This is a genomic window from Microbacterium sp. ISL-59 (genome assembly GCF_018613945.1).
Taxonomy (GTDB): domain Bacteria; phylum Actinomycetota; class Actinomycetes; order Actinomycetales; family Microbacteriaceae; genus Microbacterium; species Microbacterium oxydans_B.
The window spans coordinates 1-19,265 of the sequence record NZ_JAGGPG010000004.1 but is presented as its reverse complement, the minus strand read 5'-3'; the positions used below and the strand labels follow the sequence as shown (position 1 = coordinate 19,265).

14 protein-coding genes are annotated in these 19,265 nt (G+C 70.9%); 4 read left to right on the top strand and 10 right to left on the bottom strand.

Annotated features, from left to right (window positions below; translation table 11 throughout):
- From J7E45_RS13535 to J7E45_RS13505, 7 genes are all read right to left on the bottom strand, one after another.
- Positions 1-4,836 (bottom strand): fibronectin type III domain-containing protein (locus J7E45_RS13535; RefSeq protein ID WP_215069946.1); only part of this gene is annotated, 4,836 nt, incomplete at its 3' end.
- A 239-nt stretch (positions 4,837-5,075) separates the two neighbouring features.
- Positions 5,076-6,185 (bottom strand): glycerate kinase, encoded by a 1,110-nt coding sequence (locus J7E45_RS13530; protein ID WP_215069944.1) that lies wholly within the window; start codon positions 6,183-6,185, stop codon positions 5,076-5,078.
- The gene (locus tag J7E45_RS13525; protein WP_091030197.1) at positions 6,182-7,252 is read right to left on the bottom strand and encodes a LacI family DNA-binding transcriptional regulator; all 1,071 of its coding nucleotides are present in this window, start codon (positions 7,250-7,252) and stop codon (positions 6,182-6,184) included. Before J7E45_RS13525 ends, J7E45_RS13530 begins: the two co-directional genes overlap by 4 nt.
- A gap of 238 nt (positions 7,253-7,490) precedes the next feature.
- Entirely contained in the window at positions 7,491-8,357 is an 867-nt protein-coding gene (locus J7E45_RS13520; protein WP_167634646.1) for a sugar phosphate isomerase/epimerase, read from the bottom strand.
- A complete protein-coding gene (locus J7E45_RS13515) occupies positions 8,354-9,526 on the bottom strand; it encodes a dihydrodipicolinate synthase family protein (protein ID WP_215069942.1) in 1,173 nt (390 codons plus the stop codon). The genes J7E45_RS13520 and J7E45_RS13515 overlap by 4 nt, the downstream gene beginning before the upstream one ends.
- 7 nt (positions 9,527-9,533) lie before the next feature.
- A complete protein-coding gene (locus J7E45_RS13510; protein WP_215069940.1) occupies positions 9,534-10,697 on the bottom strand; it encodes a Gfo/Idh/MocA family protein in 1,164 nt (387 codons plus the stop codon).
- A 123-nt stretch (positions 10,698-10,820) separates the two neighbouring features.
- Positions 10,821-11,771: a LacI family DNA-binding transcriptional regulator gene (locus J7E45_RS13505; RefSeq protein ID WP_215070647.1), complete on the bottom strand. Its 951-nt coding sequence runs from the start codon at positions 11,769-11,771 to the stop codon at positions 10,821-10,823.
- A gap of 148 nt (positions 11,772-11,919) precedes the next feature.
- On the opposite strand from J7E45_RS13505, the gene galT reads away from it, so the two are divergent.
- The 3 genes from galT to galE are packed head-to-tail and all read left to right on the top strand — an operon-like array spanning position 11,920 to position 15,366.
- Positions 11,920-13,146: a galactose-1-phosphate uridylyltransferase gene (galT, locus tag J7E45_RS13500; protein WP_215069938.1), complete on the top strand. Its 1,227-nt coding sequence runs from the start codon at positions 11,920-11,922 to the stop codon at positions 13,144-13,146.
- Complete coding sequence (galK, locus tag J7E45_RS13495) at positions 13,143-14,336, top strand: galactokinase (protein WP_215069936.1); 1,194 nt, start codon at positions 13,143-13,145, stop codon at positions 14,334-14,336. The genes galT and galK overlap by 4 nt, the downstream gene beginning before the upstream one ends.
- 49 nt (positions 14,337-14,385) lie before the next feature.
- Positions 14,386-15,366 carry a UDP-glucose 4-epimerase GalE gene (gene galE, locus J7E45_RS13490; RefSeq protein WP_215069934.1) on the top strand — a complete coding sequence of 327 codons (981 nt, stop codon included), beginning with the start codon at positions 14,386-14,388 and terminating at the stop codon, positions 15,364-15,366.
- A 183-nt stretch (positions 15,367-15,549) separates the two neighbouring features.
- On the opposite strand, the gene J7E45_RS13485 is transcribed toward galE, so the two are convergent.
- Genes J7E45_RS13485 through J7E45_RS13475 form a run of 3 tightly spaced genes read right to left on the bottom strand, consistent with a single transcriptional unit; the run spans position 15,550 to position 19,004 of the window.
- Positions 15,550-16,875 (bottom strand): MFS transporter, encoded by a 1,326-nt coding sequence (locus J7E45_RS13485; RefSeq protein WP_215069932.1) that lies wholly within the window; start codon positions 16,873-16,875, stop codon positions 15,550-15,552.
- Complete coding sequence (locus tag J7E45_RS13480) at positions 16,872-17,801, bottom strand: polysaccharide deacetylase family protein (protein WP_215069930.1); 930 nt, start codon at positions 17,799-17,801, stop codon at positions 16,872-16,874. Before J7E45_RS13480 ends, J7E45_RS13485 begins: the two co-directional genes overlap by 4 nt.
- Positions 17,802-17,855: 54 nt before the next feature.
- On the bottom strand, positions 17,856-19,004 hold the full coding sequence (locus J7E45_RS13475) for an ROK family transcriptional regulator (RefSeq protein WP_215069928.1): 1,149 nt from the start codon (positions 19,002-19,004) through the stop codon (positions 17,856-17,858).
- Positions 19,005-19,083: 79 nt separating this feature from the next.
- Between J7E45_RS13475 and J7E45_RS13470 the strand changes: the two genes are divergently transcribed.
- On the top strand, positions 19,084-19,265 hold a 182-nt coding region (locus tag J7E45_RS13470), incomplete at its 3' end, for a hypothetical protein (protein WP_215069926.1).

Here is a 19,265-nt window from a genome sequence, read left to right as displayed (position 1 = left end):
ATACACCACCGGCACGCCAGCCGTCGGGAACGACGCCACCGACACCGCCACCGCCGTCTCATACCGACCAGGACCCGACTGACGGGAAACCGCGGCGACGGCGGCCTTCGGCGTGACGGCGGCGGATGCGGCAGAGGCCGCAGAGGAGCCGACCACGTTCGTCGCCTTCACCGTGAACGTGTATGCCGTCCCGTTCGCGAGGCCCGTGACCGTGGCCGTCGTGGCACCCGTGGTCGTGGCGGTCTTGCCGCCGGGCTGCGCCGTCACCGTGTAGCCCGTGATCGCGGACCCACCGTTCGACGCCGACGCCGTCCACGACACCGTCGCCTGGGCGTTGCCGGCCACCGCCGACACCGCGCTCGGGGCCACCGGAGCGGTCGGGGCGGTCGTCGGCGTCACGGCCGCGGAGGCGGCAGACGCGACCGACGTGCCGATCGCATTCTTCGACGTGACCGTGAACGTGTAGGCCGTTCCGTTCGTGAGCCCGGTGACCGTCGCGGTCGTCGCACCCGTCGTCGTCACCTTGGCACCGCCCGGCGACGCCGTCACGGTGTAACCCGTGATCGCAGACCCGCCGTTCGAGGTCGGGGCCTTCCACGACACCGTCGCCTGCCCGTTGCCGGCCACCGCCGACACCGCGGTCGGGGCGCCGGGAGCCTTCGGTGCGACCACGGGGGTGACCGCGTCCGAGACGGCCGATGCCACGGACGTCCCCACGGCGTTCGTCGCCGTGACGATGAACTTGTACGCGGTGCCGTTCGTGAGTCCGGTGACCATCCCGGTCGTCGCACCCGTCGTCGTCACCTTGGCACCGCCCGGCGACGCCGTCACGGTGTAACCCGTGATCGCAGACCCGCCGTTCGAGGTCGGAGCCTTCCACGACACCACGGCCTGCCCGTCGCCGGGAACGGCCGACACCGCGGTCGGAGCGGTCGGCACCGTCAGGAGCTTGAGCGTGGTGAACGAGACCCGCGGCGATTCCACACCGCTGCCGACCGCGTTCACCGCGGTCACAGACGCCGCATAGGTCGTCTGCGCGGTGAGCCCGGTGAGCGAGAAGGACGCACCGGTGACGGCGATCTCTCGGACGAGCGCTCCCCCGGTGTAGATCCGCACCGAGTACCCGGTGATCGGAGATCCTCCCGAGGCGGGCGCGGTCCAGTCGAGCTGCGCGGCCGTGTCCTGCAGCTTCGACACGACGGGCACCGTCGGAGCCTTCGGCACCGACGGCTTCGCCTTCACGGTCAGCGTCGCGATGTCCGTCGTCTTCGTCGATCCTCCGGATGTGAAGACGGCGCGCACCGCTGTGCCGGAGTCGGCCAGCGTTCCGGTCAGCGCGAGCGTCGTGTCGGTCGCACCCGCGATCGTCGTGAACGTCGCGGCTCCCTGCTTGCGCTTCTCCCACCGGATCGTCGGGGCCGTCGCGCCCGATGCGGCGGCACGGAAGGTCGCCGTCTCACCGTCGGTCACGGTCACGTCGGCGGGCTGTCGCTGAATCGTGAACTCATCGCTGATGGACTGCTCGGGCGTGCGCGGCTCCTCCCCCGAGGCGAGGGCGCGCAGCTGCGGCGAGACGCTCACGGTCCCTCCGGCGGACACCTCCACGGCATCCGCCTCGCGCAACGTCTTCTTGCCGTCGAACCACGTCGTGCCCGTCGTCGGCGAGTACACGTACAACCCGTACGATCCCGCCTCAACCGGAGGCAGGGTGTAGGTGCCATGCTCATCCGTGGTGGTCTCGACGTCGAGGATCGTTCCCCCTGGCGTGGCACCGAACATCTGAGTCAGCGGTGCGAAGAACGCCCCGATCCCCGTGTCCGGCATCGACGCGAGGCCGACCGTGGCCCCGGCGAGCGGATTGCCGTCGGCGTCGAGCACCGACCCGATGATGACGCCGCCGAGACGCATGGAGGCGTCGACGGCCGTGACCGGCTTGCCCGCGACGCTGATCTTCGTCGCGGTTGCCGAGGTCGTGGCATCCTTCCACCACTCCTCGACGTACAGTCCGTTCCAGTTCACGAAGCGCACGGTGTAGGTGCCGTCGGCCAGGGCGGGAGTGCGATAGGTGCCATCGCCGGAGGTGGTCGCCGAGGCGACGATCTCCCCCGCGGCGTTCCAGACATCGACCTGGATGCCGGGCAGCGGATTCGTCGTGTTCTCGCCGGTCGCCCGGCCAGTCACGCGCTGCCCCTTGGCGAGCGCGAACGTGATGTCCTTGAGATCCGTGCCAGCGAGGGTGACGCGTCGAGTCGCCGCCGAGTAGGTGGCAGAACCCTCCGCCGCGACGACGTCCCAGGCGCCGGGGGCCCCGACCACGACGCGGTAGGTCCCGTCGGACTGGGTCATGCCGTAGGCGGTCGAGTAGGTGACGAGCGACTGCGCCCGCACGGATGCCCCGGACACCGGCTCACCCGTCGCCGCATCGGTCAGGCGTCCGCTGACCGCCCAGCCCCGCTGCGTCGCGATGTCGAGCACGGTCGGCGTGCCGGCGACGACGGTGAACGGCGTCGTCGTCTCGCGCAGTGCGTCGCCGTTCGGGGAGAATCCCGAGGTGCGCACACGGTAGACGCCCGGTTCCACGGAGAACCCGAACTGCGCACCGGTCGGGTACGACGAGTCCACGTAGTTCCACCACTCGCCGTCCTGGCGCTCGATCGTCACGTCGACGCGCGCGATCTGCGATCCGTCGGTCGTCCGCAACGCCCCCGTGACGTTCAGGTTCTTGCGCAGATCGAAGTCGACGCCGCCGAAGACCTTTCCGGGCAGGGCCGTGATCGGCGTGACACCATCGGCAGACCCGGAGCCGTTCCAGTAGACACCGTTGACCGAGACGATCCACGTGCCCGTCAGTCCGGAGACCTCCCACTTCACGGCCGAGCCGTCGGTGGTCGGCACCGCGATGGAGCGCTGATCGGAGCCGTCCTGCTTGCTCAATGAGACCCAGTACGACTGACCTGCGATGCTCGGCGTGAGGCTTCCGCTGATCGTGCCGCCGAGGACGGCGGTGACGTCGGCGCGGAACGTCGCGTCGAGGCCGAGCTCGATCACCGTGGCAGCCGGATCGTTCGCGGTGGCTCCGTACCAGACATCGACCACGCCGCTCGTGCCGGAGGTGACCTTGACGACGTAGTTCTCGCGGTTCAGACCCTTGACCGTGTATCGGCCCTGCGCATCCGTGGTCGCCGTGGCGACCGGCTGGAAGGTGTTGTGCGCCGCGAACACGGAGATCGTGGCGCCCTTCACCGCGGCACCGCCCGCGAAGGAGACGGTGCCGGCGATCGAGCCGCCCTTCACCGCGACGAAGTCGATGCCGTCGTAGACCGTGCCATCCGTCGTCGCACGCACGAGATCCGCCTCGGCCGCGCTCCTCTTGCCGTCGTACCACTGCTGCGGCGCTCCCGTGGAGCCCGCCTGGCTCAGACCGACGGTGTACTCCCCCGCCGCCAGCGGGTAGGACGAGTACGAGCCGTCGGCAGCGGTCACGGTGGACCCGACGTCGTTGCCCGCCAGACGGAACCAGACCGTGTCGCCTTCTCGAGGCGTCCCGTCGGGGTCGGTCGACGTGCCGGAGATGCGCACACCGGCCGTCACCGTGGCGTCGCGGCCGGTCAGCGAACCGGAGGCCGCCGTGACGGTGATGGTCCCGGCATCCTCCCAGCTGCCGACGCCGGGCCAGTACGTGGGCGGTCCGGAACTGTAGAAGCTCAGGTCATAGGTACCGGGCACGACGTTGATGAGGGTGTACGTGCCGTTGGCCGCAGTGGACGCGGACCGGGAGAGACTCCCCGTGACCCACGGGCGAGGGTTCAGCGTGACACCGGCGCCTTCGACCGGGTTCCCCTTGAGATCGCGGACCGTGCCCGAGATGGTCCGGGAGCTCACCGTCACGCCGATCCCGATGTTCGCCACCGCACCGTTCACGACGATCAGCTTCGCCGTTTCGTACGAGGTTCCTCCGTGGTACGCGTCGATACCCAGGCCGTACGCGCTCACCGATGCGCGATACGTACCCTTGGGGACGGTCACCGACCAGGGCGTCGAGCCCGTCTGGATCGAGAGGGGCAGATCGAACTGCATGCCGTCCGCCGACAGCTGGAGCCGCGCCTCGGTGAGCGACAGGGGGCCCGTGACCGCCACGGTTCCCGACACCTGCTGTCCCGCGACGAGCGCGACATCGCCCAGCGTCGAGACGGCCGCGACCGGCTCGAGGACCCACTGATCCTCCGCCCAGTTGCCGGGAAGGATCTTGCGGTCCGTGCCGAGCGTTCCGGCGACATAGCCCGCCCCCGGGGTCACCAGGAGATAGAACGGACGCGCCGTGTCGACGTGCATCGTGAAGGTGCCGTCTGCGCCGGTGATGACCTGAGCCAACAGGCCGGGACCATCGCCGTAGATGGCCTCCGCGCGGAGGTTCACTCCCCTGACGGCCGCTCCGGCGGGGGTCACGAAGCGTCCGGAGACGGTGACCCGCACCACCTCGCCGTAGCTCGATTCCGGCGGGCCCGCCTCGGTCGCTGCCGCACCGGCGATGCGCGACTGCGTCGACGGGGCATCCTGGGTGGGCGGCATGGCGTCGGAAGAGGCATCGTCGGAAGAGGCATCGTCGGAAGAAGCATCGTCGGAAGAAGCATCGCGAGATGAGACGTCACCGAGTTCGGTGCTGATCTGCGCTCCGTGGGCCGCGGAGACCACGGCGGGGTCGTCGCTGACCAGATCCGGTGCCGCTGCGGTGACGATCGTCGGGGTCGCGGGTGCGATCTCGCCGGCGACGGCGGGCACTGCGGAGGAGGCGATCAGCGCGAGTGCGGTGAGCAGGACTCCGCCGGTGCGGAGCATGCGGGACCCCAGCCCCCGGTGGGATTCGGACAGCGCAGCGCGACGGCGCGAACGGACAGGACTCACGGACAATCTCCCCTAGATCGAGCGAAGCCGGCTCAGTCCATTCGATCGAACAACCGGTATTCTGCGCTGATCGTAGCAGAGGGCGAACCCTACGTCGGATGAACAATTTCCGACGGAGACAACGCCGTGTCACGGCCGCATCCGAGGCCTCAGGCCCGCCTGCAGGGCCGGAGTCAGGACGCCGCGGCGCGGGCCAGCACGGCGCCGGCCTCCCGCAGCCAGCGCGCGGGGTCGGCGAGGGCTGACTGGGTCGAGCCGGCGAGATCGGTGAGAGAAACGGATGCCGTGAACAGCGCGGTGTCGGCATCCGCGGTGATGCGTCCGGCGGCGAGTAACGCGCGGGTGCCCGCCGCAGCGGCGAGGCCGGCGAGGAACGAGGGCACCTTGCCGTCGCCGGACTGTCCGTCGTAGGAGCCCTCACCGGTGATGACGGTGTCGGCGTCGGCGATCGCGTCGGCGAGGCCGATGAGCTCGGCCACCTCGGCGGCGCCGGGAGCGAGCACGCCGCCCCACACGACGAGCGCGGCACCGGTGCCGCCTGCCGCGCCGTTGCCCTCCCCCGCCGGGTCGATGCCCAGCAGCTCGGCGAGGCGGCGCAGACCGTCGTCGACGAGCGCGATGTCCGCCATCGCACGCAGCCCCTTCTGCGGGCCGAACACCGCGGCCGCACCCCGTGGGCCGGTGAGCGGGTTGGTGACGTCGGTCAGCACGCGCACCTCGGGCGCCGCTCGCAACCCCGTCAGGTCGACCGCGGCGATCTCGGCGAGCCCTCGGGCACCGCGGGCTACGGGCACGCCGGACGCGTCGAGGAACCGCGCACCCAGCGCGGTGAGCATCCCGGTGCCGCCGTCGGTCGAGGCGCTCGATCCGATGCCGACCACGAGACACGAGACGCCGTGGTCGAGGGCTGCGCCCATGGCCTGGCCGAGGCCCGTCGTGTCGGCATCCCAGGGCCGCAGCTCGTCGAGGAGCTCGATTCCGGAGGTCGAGCCGAGGTCGACCACCGCGGTTCCCGCGGGCGCGCCCTCGCTCGGCGGCAGCAGCAGCCACGAGGTGTCGACGCGCGTTCCGGAAGGACCGTCGACGACGACCGGCATCCGGACCGCGCCGGGGACCGCGGCCTCGAATGCGGCGACCGTACCCTCCCCGCCGTCTGCCATCGGCCGATGCACGAACTCGGCGGTGGGATCCACCGCAGCCCAGCCCTCGGCGAGCGCGGCCGCGGCATCGGCCGCCGTGATCGTGCCCTTGAAGCTGTCGGGCGCCAGCACCACGCGGGTCATCGGGTGATCGCGGGAGTGCTCGCCCGCACGACGACCTCGACAGGGAGCGGCGACTGTTCCCAGTCGGCGTCGACCGTCGCACGGAACGCCTGGTAGCCCACCTCGGTCAGCGGCACGCGGACGGTCGTCAGAGCCGGTGACACATCGCTCGCGGCCGGCACGTCGTCGAAGCCGCAGACCGCGATGTCCGCACCGATCTCACGACCGGCGTCGCGGATGGCCGACATCGCGCCGATCGCGACGACGTCGCTGATCGCGAAGACGAGGGTTCCCGCCGGCACCCCGTCGGCGAGCGCGGCTGCCATGCCCGCACTCCCCGATTCACGTCGGAAGTCGCCCCGCCGCACGCTCTCCACCACGCCTCCGGAGGCCTCGAACCCGGCGCGGAAGCCGGCCAGGCGATCGTCGGAGGTACGCACACCCTCGGCGGCGCCCAGGATGATCGCCGAGCGGTAACCGAGCTCGGCCATTCGCCGCGCCAGCGTCTCGGCACCGGAACGGTTGTCGATCTCGATGCGGCGGTCGGCATCGCCGTCCGGCCCGAAGGCGACGACCGTGCCCCCCAGGCGGGCGAACTCGGCGAGCTCGTGCGCGGTGTCGACCTCCATCGGCTCCTGCGTGCGAGAAGCCGCGAGGATCAGCCCGCGCGGCCGCTGACCGCGCAGGGCACGCACGATCCGCGCCTCCCGCGCCTGGTCGCGTTCGGTGATCGCGATCGTCACGACCAGCCCGTGCTCGTCGGCACCACGCGCGACGCCGGACGCGATCAGACCGAAGTAGGGGTCGGCGATGTCGGCGACGAGCAGGGCGATGACGGGGGACGTTCCCCGGGCGATCGCCTGGGCGGAGACGTTGGCCGTGTAGCCGAGCTTCGCGGCCGCGGCTTCGACGCGTTCGCGGAACGACTCAGCCACCTTGCGCTCCGAGCCGTTGAGCGCGCGCGAGGCCGTCGCCAGGGAGACACCGGCTTCCCGCGCCACATCGTGCAGCGTGGGCGCGGGGCCGCGGGGATGACGCGAGGCGCGCTCCGACGCCGGCCGCTCCGCGGGCGATGCGGGGTTGGTCATGTCTCCGAGCCTACTTCCCGACTCTTCGTCACTCGGGCCTCTCGAGCGCGCGGAACGTCACCGAGCACAGTCCCTGGCGGGTCCGGGTCATGCCGTCATCCTCTCGAGTCCCGTCCGTGCGAGTCGTCGGCGGTACGGATGCAGGCGCGATGCACGGATGTCGGACCGAATGCCCCGTTTTCGTCCTGCATCCGTGCATCCGTCCGACAGGTGGGACACGACCGGCGACCGGCGCGCGTCATCCGAGGTGTGGGGAGACGGCCGCGGCGAAGGTCTCGGCCGTGCGGCGCACGACGTTCTCGGGGGCATCCGCCCAGATGTCGGCGTTGAAGATCTCGACCTCGATGTCGCGGTCGTACCCGGTCGCGATGACAGCCCGGGTGAGCGAGCCGAAGTCGATCACCCCGTCGCCCGTGTAGTGCCGCGAGAGCAGCACGTCGGCGGGGAGGGGCGTCTTCCAGTCGCACACCTGGTAGGTGGCGATGCGGCCTTCGCGACCCGCGCGGGCGATCTGCTCGAGCACCTGCGGATCCCACCAGATGTGGAACGTGTCGACCGCGGCACCGACCACGGCGGGCTCGAAGTCGGCGGCGATGTCGAGCGCCTGACCGAGCGTCGAGACGACGGCACGATCGGAGGCGAACATCGGATGCAGCGGCTCGATCGCGAGCGTGACCCCCGCGGCCTTCGCCTCGGGAGCGAGAACGCCGATCGCATCGCGGACGCGCTCGCGCGCCCCGATCAGGTCGCGCGACCCCTCGGGCAGGCCACCCGCGACGAGCACGAGCACCGCGGTCGAGCCCTCGGCACCGGCGGCGGCCAGGGTCGCGGTCTCCTCGATCGCCCGACGGTTGTCGTCGAGGGCGGCCTCCCGCTCGGCCCCGGCGGGCAGCGTGAAGAAGCCGCCGCGGCAGTGGGTCGTGAAGCGCAGCCCCGAGTCCGACAGCATCCGGGCCGCGACGTCGAGGCCGACCTCGTTGACGGGCTCGCGCCACAGTCCGATCGCCTGGATGCCGGCGTCGGCGGTGACCCGCAGGGCCGTGGCCAGGTCGGCGTATTTGACGGTGGCCTGGTTGATCGACAGGCGCGGATCCACGGCGCTCACGCGTCCACCCCGTTCAGGCGCAGCATCCCGTGCCAGCGTTCGCGGGCGAGGTCGGGCTGCTCGAGCGCGAGCGAGGCGTTGGCGAGCTCGACGATGCGGCTCAGATGCGGCAGGCTGCGCGCGGAGTGCAGGCCTCCCACCATCTGGAACGCGGGCTGGTGGCCGTTGAGCCAGGCCAGGAAGGCGACACCGGTCTTGTAATAGAAGGTCGGTGCCGCGAAGACCTGTCGGCTGAGCTCCTCGGTCGGGCCGAGGATGCGCAGGTACCACTCCGGGTCGCCGGCGTCCAGCGCCTGGATCGCCGCCGACGCCACCGGCGTGATCGCCGCGAACGCCCCCAGCAGCGCGTCGGAGTGCCCCGCGCCGTCGCCGACGGTGTCGCCACCGATCAGACTCACGTAGTTGAAGTCGTCGCCGGTGAACATGCGCACCCCCTCGGGGAGCCGCTCCCGCACGGAGATCTCGGACTCGGCGTTCAGCAGGCTCATCTTGACGCCCGCGACCTTGTCGGGGTTCTCCGCGATCACATCGAGCAGCACTGCGGATGCCGTCTGCCAGTCGTCGGCGCCGAAGTATCCGGCCAGCTCGGGGTCGAATGCCGTGCCGAGCCAGTGCAGCACCACGGGCACGGTCGCGCGCGACAGCACCTCACGGTAGACGCGACGGTAGTCGTCGGCGCCCGTCGCGACACGGGCGAGGTGGCGGGAGGCCATGAGCACGGGGCCGGCCCCCTGCTCCTCGGTGAAGTGCAGCTGCTCGAGGTAGGCGGCGATCACCTGGTCGATCGAGATGTGCGTCTCGGCGACATGGTCGGTGTTGACGCCGACCACGACCGAGCCGCCCTCCTCTCGGGCGACCTCGGCACTGCGGGAGATCAACTCCCGGGTGGCCGCGGCATCCAGCCCCATGTTCCGCTGCGCGGTGTCCATGGCGTCGGCGACGCCGAGTCCCCACGAGTACACGTTGCGCCGGAACGCGAGCGTGGCGTCCCAGTCGATGTCGGCCGGCTGCCCCGGGGTGTTGTCGGCGTGGACCTTCGGCACCACGTGCGCGGCGGCATAGGCGACGCGGCTCTGCAGCGGGACGGTCGGACGGGTGTAGGCGCCCGAGTCGTTGAGGGAGACGTCGGCGGTCTCACCGGTCGCACGGAGGAGTCGGAGGGTGCTCATGCGCGTCTCAGCCCAGCGTCAGCGGCGAGAGGGCGATCTTGCGACCCTCGGCACTCGAGGTCAGACCGGCCTCGGCGAACTGCACACCGCGGGCACCGGCGAGCAGGTCGAACGGATACTCGGTGCCCTCGACGTAGGAGACCAGGTACTCCTCCCACTGCTGACGGAAGCCGTTGAGGAAGACCTCGTTGGTCGGCACGTTCTGCCAGTCGGCGTCGTAGTCGCGGGTGTCTTCCAGGTCGGGGTTCCACACCGGCTTGGGGGTGGCGTTGCGGGGCTGGATCTTCGCGCCGAACAGCCCGACGACGGCCGAGCCGTGCGTGCCGTCGACCTGGAACTCGACGAGCTCGTCGCGATTCACGCGCACGGTCCACGAGGAGTTGATCTCGGCGATCACGCCGCCCTCGATCTCGAAGATGCCGTAGGCCGCGTCCTCGGCCGTGGCCGTGTAGTGCTCGCCCTTCTCGTCCCAGCGGTCGGCGATGTGCACGGCCGCCTGCGCGTAGACGCTCTTGACCTCGCCGAAGAGGTTCTCGAGCACGTAGTTCCAGTGCGGGAACATGTCGGTGATGATGCCGCCGCCGTCTTCGGTGCGGTAGTTCCAGCTCGGGCGCTGCGCCGGCTGCCAGTCGCCCTCGAACACCCAGTAGCCGAACTCGCCGCGCACCGAGAGGATGCGACCGAAGAAGCCGGAGTCGATCAGACGCTTGAGCTTCTGCAGGCCCGGCAGGTAGAGCTTGTCGTGCACGACGCCGGTCTTGACACCAGCGTCCTTCGCGAGGCGGGCGAGCTCGAGCGCCTCTTCCAGCGACTCGGCGGTCGGCTTCTCGGTGTAGATGGCCTTGCCGGCGGCGATGGCCTTGCGGATCGCGGTGGCGCGGGCTTTGGTCACCAGGAAGTCGGCGTAGATCTCCCACTGGGGGTCGGCGAGGGCGGCGTCGAGGTCGGTCGTCCAGTCTTCGATTCCGTGCTTCGCGGCGAGCTCTGCGAGCTTGGCCTCGCTGCGACCGACGAGGATCGGCCTCACCGTGATGCGGGAACCGTCGGGCAGCTCGATGCCGCCCTCTTCGCGGATCGCGAGGATCGAGCGCACCAGGTGCTGCCGGTATCCCATGCGTCCGGAGACGCCGTTCATGATGATGCCGATCTCGCGGGTGTTCGCCTGGGCCATGGTGTTCCGTTTCTTTCGCGGGAAGCTGTCGGTGCTTCCTCTCGACCGTAAGTGGAAAGCGCTTTCCGAGATCATGCCACGAGACGAGAGTCGAACGCAACCGAAGCGCTTTCGCGCCGGAGGTCAGGCGGTGCTGTCGCGCTCGACGAGCTCGGTCGGGATGACGGCGGAGCCCTCGGGTTGCGGGGCACCCTCGATCGCATCCACCAGCGCCGAGACCGCGCGGTGGGCGAGGGCGGCGAAGTCCTGCCGGATCGTGGTGAGCGGCGGGCGGTAGTTCGCCGCATCGGGCACGTCGTCGAAGCCGATGACCGCGACATCCTCGGGCACGCGGCGGCTGGACTCGGCCAGGGCGCGCATCAGCCCGAGCGCCATCTGGTCGTTGGCGCAGAAGACCGCGGATGCCCCAGCGAGGGCTCCCCCCGCCGAATATCCCGAGTCGGCGCTCCAGTCGCCCCGGACCACGGCGGATGGACGGATGCCGGCGGAGTCCAGAGTCTCGCGCCATCCCCGCTCGCGCTCGACGGCCGCAAAGGAATCTTCGGGGCCGGCGAGGTGGTGCACGGTGTCGCGCCCGAGGGCGAGGAGCCGCGCCGTGGCGAGTGCCGCTCCGCCGGCGTGATCGCTGTGCACGGAGGTGAATCCCGCGTCGGTCGGCGCATCGACCACGACCAGGCGCAAACCCGCGGGGGGCTGCGTCGCCGGGACAAGTGCCGATGCCTCGTTGAGCACGATCGCGCCGTCGACCTCCTGCTCGGCGAGCCGCTCGAACGCCTCGGCGACGCCGTCGGTCGCGGTCACGAGCGTCAGGGCGTATCCGCGTTCCGCCGCCGCTTCGGCCGTGGCCTGCAGCATCCGCGAGTTGCCGACCGTGGCGAGCGTAGTGACGACGAGGCCGATGGTCTGCGAGCGACCGGTGCGCAGGGCGCGGGCCGCACGGTGCGGGCGGTACCCGAGCTCGGCCATGGCTCCCTCGACGCGGGCGCGCGTGTCGGGATCGACGCGAGGGCTGCCGTTGACCACACGGGAGACGGTCTGACCAGAGACGCCGGCGCGAGCGGCGACCATGGCCATCGACACGCGACCGGACGCCGATCGAGGCCGTCCGGAGCCCGTTTTCCCGACCAGGTCGTGTTCGCTTCCCACGCACATTCTCCGTTCGACACCCGTGCACAACTCCGCAGTGTTGACGTTATCACGGCTCTATGGCTACCATGTTTACGTGAACACGCACGATCTTCCTGAGTTACGCACCGAGACCCTCGGCGCCGGCGTCGTCAAACGCGCCACCACCCTCGCCGACGGCCGCGACCTCATCTACTACGACGATCCGGGCACCGCGCTCGGAGCCGAACGCGGTGTCGATGCCCGCACGCTCGACCCGCGTCCCGACACCGCCACCATGCGCCTCGACGTGCTCACGGGCGACTGGATCACGGTCGCCGCCAACCGGCAGAACCGCGTCATGATGCCCAGCGCCGACGCCGACCCGCTCGCACCGCAGACCCCGGGCAACCCCTCCGAGGTGCCGTCCCGCTACGACGTCGCGGTGTTCGAGAACCGCTCCCCAGCGTTCGGCCCCGCCCTCGCCGAGGCCGTCGGCACCGCGCCGCAGGCATCGAACGCGCCGCGCGGCCTCGACGACCTCGCCGCCCTGGGCCTCGGTCGCACCCGCACCTCGGTCGGGCGCTGCGAGGTGGTCTGCTTCAGCCCCGACCATTCCGGCTCGTTCGGCACGCAGTCCGTCACCCGCGCTCGCACGGTCATCGAGGCCTGGGCCGACCGCACGGCGGCGATCTCGAAGCTGCCCGGCATCCAGCAGATCTTCCCGTTCGAGAACCGCGGCGAGGCGATCGGGGTCACCCTGCCGCACCCGCACGGCCAGATCTACGCCTACCCCTACGTGACGCCACGCACCACGCGGCTGCTCGAGTCGATCGACCGCACGGCACCCGACCTGTTCCAGCACATCCTCGAGTCCGAGCAGGCCTCCGAGCGCGTGGTGTTCCGCGGCGAGCACTGGACGGCCTTCGTGCCGTTCGCCGCCCGCTGGCCCCTCGAGGTGCACCTGATGCCGCACCGCCACGTGCCCGACTTCGCCGAGACGACCGAGGCCGAGCGCGACGAGCTCGCCCCGCTCTACCTGCGCCTGCTGCGCGGCGTCGATGCCCTCTACGAGACTCCGACCCCGTACATCGCCGCCTGGCACCAGGCCCCCGTGCACGTCGGTCGCGACACCGTGCGCCTGCACCTGCAGCTGACGAGCCCGCGCCGGGCCGCCGACAAGCTGAAGTTCCTCGCCGGGTCTGAGGCCGCGATGGGGGCATGGGCGGCCGAGGTCCCGCCGGAGGTCGGCGCCGCACGCCTCCGCGAGGCGATCGAACGCTCCTCGCAGAACCCGACCGCGAACCCGACCTCGACCTCGACCTCCGACGGAGCATCCGCATGACCGGCGCCCACGACAACGCCCGCGCCCTGTTCGCCGAGCTCACCGGTCGCGAGCCCGACGGCCTCTGGTCGGCACCGGGTCGCGTCAACCTGATCGGCGAGCACACCGACTACAACGACGGCTTCGTGCTGCCGTTCGCCATCCCCCAGCGCACGGTCGCCGCGGTCGGGCTGCGCGGCGACGACCGCGGCCGCGTCCTGGTCGGGTCGACCTTCGCGGAGGAGCCGGTGGAGGTCGGTCTCGACGAACTCGACGGACTCTTTCCGACCGCGCCGGGCACACACCCCGCCGTCCCGGAGTGGGCCGCGTACCCGCTGGGCGTGGCCTGGGCGCTGCGGCATGCGACCGCCGAGGACGGCCCGTTCCGCGGCCTCGACATCGCGATCGCCTCCGACGTGCCGGTGGGCGCTGGGCTCTCCTCGTCCGCCGCGATCGAGGGGGCGACGGCATCCGCCCTGAACGAGCTCTGGGGCACCGGCCTCGACGCCACGGCTCTGGCCCGCGTCGGACGCCGTGCCGAGAACGAGGCCGTCGGAGCTCCCACCGGGATCATGGACCAGATGGCGTCGATGCTCGGTCAGCCCGACACCGCGATCTTCCTCGACTGCCGCTCGCTCGAGGCCCGGCCGGTGCCGCTCGGCATCGCCGAAGCCGGACTCGCGATCCTCGTGATCGACACCCGCGTCAAGCACGCCCACTCCACGGGCGGCTATCGCGAACGCCGGGCATCGTGCGAACTCGGAGCATCGCTCATGGGCGTGCCTGCCCTGCGCGACGTGTCGATCGCCGAACTCCCCCGCGCTCAGGAGTTGATGGACGACGTGACCTTCCGCCGCGTGCGTCACATCGTCACCGAGAACCAGCGCGTGCTCGACACCGTCCAGGTGCTGCAGGAGCAGGGTGCCAGGGCCATCGGCGACCTCCTCGTGGCATCGCACGTGTCGATGCGTGACGACTTCGAGATCTCGACCGTCGAGCTCGACACCGCCGTCGACACCGCACTGGCCGCCGGCGCTCTCGGCGCCCGCATGACCGGCGGGGGTTTCGGGGGAGCCGCGATCGCGCTGATCGAGCAGGATGCCGTCGGCACCGTGTCGGATGCCGTGACCGCCGCGTTCGCCGCCTCGGGATTCGGCGCACCGCACCTGTTCACGGTCACCCCATCCGCAGGTCCGCTCCGCGACGCCTGAGAGAATGATCGATCGAGCCGCGATCACTCCGCGGCAGGAGAGGAACGCAATGTCCTGGATCGTCACCGGCGGCGCCGGCTACATCGGAGCCCACGTCGTGCGGGCCCTCGCAGAAGCCGGGCTCACCCCGGTCGTGCTCGACGACCTCTCCAGCGGCGTCGCGTCCTTCGTGCCGGAGGGCGTGCCGTTCGTGCAGGGCAGCATCCTCGACCGCGCGCTCGTCGAGAAGACGCTGCGCGACCACGATGCCCAGGGCGTCATCCACGTCGCGGGATACAAGTACGCGGGCGTCTCGGTGCAGCGCCCGCTGCACACCTACGCGCAGAACGTCGAGGGCACCCGGATCATCCTCGAGGCGATGGAAGCCGCGGGCGTCTCGAACATCGTGTTCTCCTCCTCGGCCGCCGTGTTCGGCACCCCCGATGTCGCGCTCGTCGTCGAGGACACCGCCAAGAAGCCGGCCAGTCCCTACGGAGAGTCGAAGCTCATCGGCGAGTGGCTGCTGCGCGACCAGGCCATCGCGACGGCCGACTCCGCGCGCCCGCTGCGGCACACCTCGCTGCGGTACTTCAACGTGGTGGGCTCCGCCGATCCGACGGTCTACGACGTGAGCCCGCACAACCTCTTCCCGATCGTGTTCGAGGCGCTGCTCGCGGGCAAGACCCCGAAGATCTTCGGTGACGACTACGACACCGCAGACGGCACGAATGTGCGCGACTACGTGCACGTGGGCGACATCGCCGCCGCGCACGTCGCCGCCGCCCAGCGCCTCGCCGACGGCCGCTCCATCGAGGCGGCGTACAACCTCGGCTCCGGCGACGGACTCAGCGTGAAGCAGATCATGGATGCCGTCGCCCGCGTGACCGGCATCGACTTCACCCCCGAGATCGGTCCCCGCCGCCCCGGCGACCCCGACCGCATCGTCGCCACCGGAGAGCTCGCCGCCCGCGACCTCGACTGGACCATGCGGTACACGGTCGACGAGATGGTGCGCACGGGGTGGGAGGCGCGGCAGGCTGCATCGGTCTGAGTCTTCGACTTGTGGGGACGGGCTCCGGGTCGCGCCGCTGCTCGCAGAGCGGGGCACCCCTCCCCGCAAGCGGGGCCCCTCCCCGATGCTCGCATCGGCGCGACCCTGCGCCCTCGGGCAGGACGGTCGACTCTGTCGCACGGGGGCGTCGCGCCTCCTCCGTGCTGAGTATGAGAGATGGCCTCAGATGTCGCGGGTGCGGATGGGGTAGAGCCAGAAGCACAGCCACGCGAGGGCGGTGAACACGAGCGGGATCACGGCGAGCATCAGACGGATGCCGCCGTCGACGCTCGCGGGCTGCGCGTCGCCGAGCGTGGCATCGAAGCCGGATGCCGTCAGCACCACCGCGGCCACGACGGCCTGCAGCCCCACCGATCCGCGCACCACGAAGCCGTTGACCCCGAAGTAGGCGCCCTCGCGGCGGTGCCCGGTGCGCACAGCATCCTCGTCGATGATCTGCGCGAGCATGACCTCGAGCAGCTGCAGGAGCCCGCCGACGCCTACCCCGACCGCGACGCCGACCAACACCGCGCCGAGCACGTTCGACGGCGCCAGGTATCCGAGCACGGCGACTCCGAACACCGTCACGCTCCACAGCACCGCCGTGCGCGGCGAGGTGCGGCGGACAACCGCGCTCCACAGCACGATCGACGGGATCGCGGTGACGAAGATCGCGCCGAGCAGCAGACTGCCCTCTCCCTCGGCAGCCCCGAGCGAGTACCGCACGTAGAAGGGGATCGCGGCGAGGATCACCGCGATCGAGGTCTGCACGAACAGCGACCCGAGCACGTAGGGGACGAAGGCCCGATTGCGGAAGGTGTACTTCAACTGGTCACCCCACCGCATCGCTTCCGACGCCGCTTCCGGGACTCGGCGCTCGATCATCCCGCCGAAGAACGACCACACGAGCAGCACGAGGCACACGGCGCCCAACACCAGGGCCATCCCCGGCCACCCGAGCGCGCTGTACAGGGCGGGCGCGCCGGCGGTGCCGAGCACCATGCCGAGGATCGCGAAGATCTGCCGCGGCACGTTGCCGCGCGCCCGCTCCTCGGTCGTGCGGAAGATCTCGGGGAACAGCGCCGAGATGTTCAGCACCACGACGACGAACGCGATGTCGTACACGGCGACGACGACGAGGAACCACACGATGAGGCCGGCGGCCGGGAGCTCGGGCGGCATCCACACCAGCGCGAAGGCGACCACGAGCGGCACGATGCCCAGACCGATCCAGGGGATGCGCCGGCCCCAGGGGGTGCGCATCCGGTCGGAGATCGTGCCGACGACCGGATTCAGCACCGCGTTCAGGATGCCGTGGGCGATCATCGCCGCGGCCACCCATCCGGCCGGCACGGCCAGGTGGGAGACGTAGAAGTAGACGATGAAGGCGGAGAACGTCTGCGCCATGAGCTGGGTCGGGAACCCGGATGCTCCGAACGCGATCGTCTGCGCCCTGGTCGGCGCCGCATCCAGCCGTCGATCGCGCAGGCGTTCGCCCAGAACGGTCATCGGTCGCCGGCCCGCTGCAGGTCGCGCAGGTCGCGCCAGCCGATGCGCACGAGCGCCTCGTCTTCGATGGCCTGCAGCACGGCGGGGTCGGTGAGCAGACGCAGCTCGTACCCGCGCTTCGCCGCGCTGAAGTCGACCGCGGCCCGGAGCTCGTCGTCGTCGATCATCGGATGCAGGTAGATCTCGGTGACGCCGGCGGGAACGGCGCGCAGCAACGCGATGAAGCCGTCGCGCACCTGTTCGTAGGTCTCCTCGTCGGGCTCGCCCTCGCGGAGGAGCTCGAAGGGATGCGACCACAGCCGATCGATGATCACCACGCCCATCGCATCGGCGGAGGCCGCCGCGTCGTCGAGCTTGGCCTGCAGCGCGGCTTCCTCCCCCACCCCGTCCATGCGACGCGGCAGTCGGAACGGGAGGCCGTTGCGGGCGGCGAGCTCGAACACCGGGCCCAGGAAGTCATGGCCGGTGACGAGGCCGTAGACCGAGCCCATGTGGTTGTCGAGGTGCGTCACATCGACACCGGCGTCGAGCGCGACCTGCAGCTGGGCGGCGAGCTCGGCGGCGACGTCGTCGTCGGTCGCGGTCCGCTCGACGGACGCGACATCGACGGGGAAGAACCCGTCGGCATCGACGAGGCTCGTCCCCGTGCCGGTCAGCGGGCGCCAACGGTAGCGTCGCCATTCGCTGGTGAGCACCAGGTGCACGCCCACGTCGAGATCGGTGCGGGACGCCGCGAAGGCCAGGGCTTCGGGCGACCACGAGCACGGCACCATCACGGTCGTCGAGTCGATGCGCCCGGCAGTGAGCAGATCGACGATCGCGGTGTTCGCCGCATGGCACATGCCGAAGTCGTCGGCGTTGAGGATGATCGCCCGCGCGCCGGGAGCGAGGCCGAGGCGGTCGGCGAGGTCGGAGGGAGCGGTCATCGGGGATCCTGTCGGGTAGGGACGGGCGATCGAGGGCGGCGATCGGGGCGGTGCTCAGCGGCCGGTCTTCGCAGCCGGGGTCAGGATGCGGGTGAACAGCATGCTCCGGAGGGCGGATGCCGCTTCGTCGACGGCGCCGACCAGCGGGGCCTCCGGGCCGAATGAAGAGACCAGGAACCGCAGCGGGAGCTGGGGCGCGTACTCGTCCGCGACGCGCTGGATCGCCTCGACCAGCACGGGATGGGCGGCTTTGCCGCTGAGGATGAACGCCTCGGGGTCGAGCACGAGACCGACGCTGCCGGCGACGAGCACGATGCGCTTGCCGATCTCGGCGACGACGCGGCTCGCGGCCTCGTCGCCGCGACCGGCCGCCTCGAGGTGCTCCTCCAGCCCGGCATCGGCGTCCCGCCCCACCCCGAGCGCGAGGTCTCCGACGACGACGTCACTCACGATGGGTGCCCCGATCGGGAGCGGCGTCTGCGGCAGATACATGACCTCACCGGCGACTCCGGAGAACCCGCGATGAAGCGCGCCGTCGATCACGATGCCGGCTCCGATCCCGTCGTCGAGGAGCAGCAGGGCGAAACTGGCGAGGTCGCCGCCCGCGCCCGCCGTGAGCTCGGCGAGGGCGGCGAGGTTGACGTCGTTCTCGATGCGCACGGGGCAACCGAGCGACGCGGTCAGCGCGGCCCGGAAAGCACCGCCGTCCGGACCGAGATCGTCGCGGATGCCGCCATCGGCGGTGACGATCCCGGGAATGCCGACGACCGCGAGGTGGATCGCGCCCTTCGCCGCCTTCACCGCGAGACGGCATCGGTCGACGAGGGCGACGATGTGCTCGACGCGATCCTCCTGCAGCGGTAGCACCGCGTGCTCCTCTGCGTGCACGACTCCGCGGGCGTCGACGAGCACCACGTGCGCGGCATGGTGGTCGATGTGCACGGCGGCGGCGAACCCGAGCCGTGGATGCAGGGTCACACGACCGGCGGCAGGCCCCCGCGTCTCGCGGTCGACCCCCGCGGCGGCGACGGCTCCCGCCGCTTCCAGCATCCGCAGCACCTGGGTGACGGCCGTGCGGGAGAGACCCGTCGCCGACATCAGCTCCGTGCGGGTCTGCGGGCCGCTGCGCGCGAGCGCCTCCAGGATCGCGCGACCGTTGAGCGTGCGTAGCAGGCCCTGCGGTCCCGCGAGTGGTCTGGACATGTGTTCCGGCGTCTGCCTCTCGATTCACGTACGGCCCCAGAAACGGGGCCCGGCGCAATGCCCGCAAGCATGCCACATCGTGTCGCACAGGTCGACAGTTCACGCCGAGACGGTCGAGGCCACTCATGCTCTGAGCACTGTCGAGCGGCAGGCCGCGGGTGCGGGTCGCGACGTCGTAGGTCTTGCTGCCGTCGTCCGTGGCGTCGTTGTTCGCGGCGTCGTCGGTCTCGCTGCCGTTGTTCGTGGTGTCGCGGGTCGTGG

What these genes read in the sequence shown, in the direction of transcription:
- J7E45_RS13530 (WP_215069944.1), bottom strand. Translation starts at nt 6,185, where the DNA reads ATGACCCGCGTGGTGCTGGCGCCCGACAGCTTCAAGGGCACGATCACG.
- J7E45_RS13525 (WP_091030197.1), bottom strand. Translation starts at nt 7,252, where the DNA reads ATGACCAACCCCGCATCGCCCGCGGAGCGGCCGGCGTCGGAGCGCGCC.
- J7E45_RS13515 (WP_215069942.1), bottom strand. Translation starts at nt 9,526, where the DNA reads ATGAGCACCCTCCGACTCCTCCGTGCGACCGGTGAGACCGCCGACGTC.
- J7E45_RS13510 (WP_215069940.1), bottom strand. Translation starts at nt 10,697, where the DNA reads ATGGCCCAGGCGAACACCCGCGAGATCGGCATCATCATGAACGGCGTC.
- J7E45_RS13505 (WP_215070647.1), bottom strand. Translation starts at nt 11,771, where the DNA reads ATGGCCATGGTCGCCGCTCGCGCCGGCGTCTCTGGTCAGACCGTCTCC.
- galK (WP_215069936.1), top strand. Translation starts at nt 13,143, where the DNA reads ATGACCGGCGCCCACGACAACGCCCGCGCCCTGTTCGCCGAGCTCACC.
- galE (WP_215069934.1), top strand. Translation starts at nt 14,386, where the DNA reads ATGTCCTGGATCGTCACCGGCGGCGCCGGCTACATCGGAGCCCACGTC.
- J7E45_RS13485 (WP_215069932.1), bottom strand. Translation starts at nt 16,875, where the DNA reads ATGACCGTTCTGGGCGAACGCCTGCGCGATCGACGGCTGGATGCGGCG.
- J7E45_RS13480 (WP_215069930.1), bottom strand. Translation starts at nt 17,801, where the DNA reads ATGACCGCTCCCTCCGACCTCGCCGACCGCCTCGGCCTCGCTCCCGGC.
- J7E45_RS13475 (WP_215069928.1), bottom strand. Translation starts at nt 19,004, where the DNA reads ATGTCCAGACCACTCGCGGGACCGCAGGGCCTGCTACGCACGCTCAAC.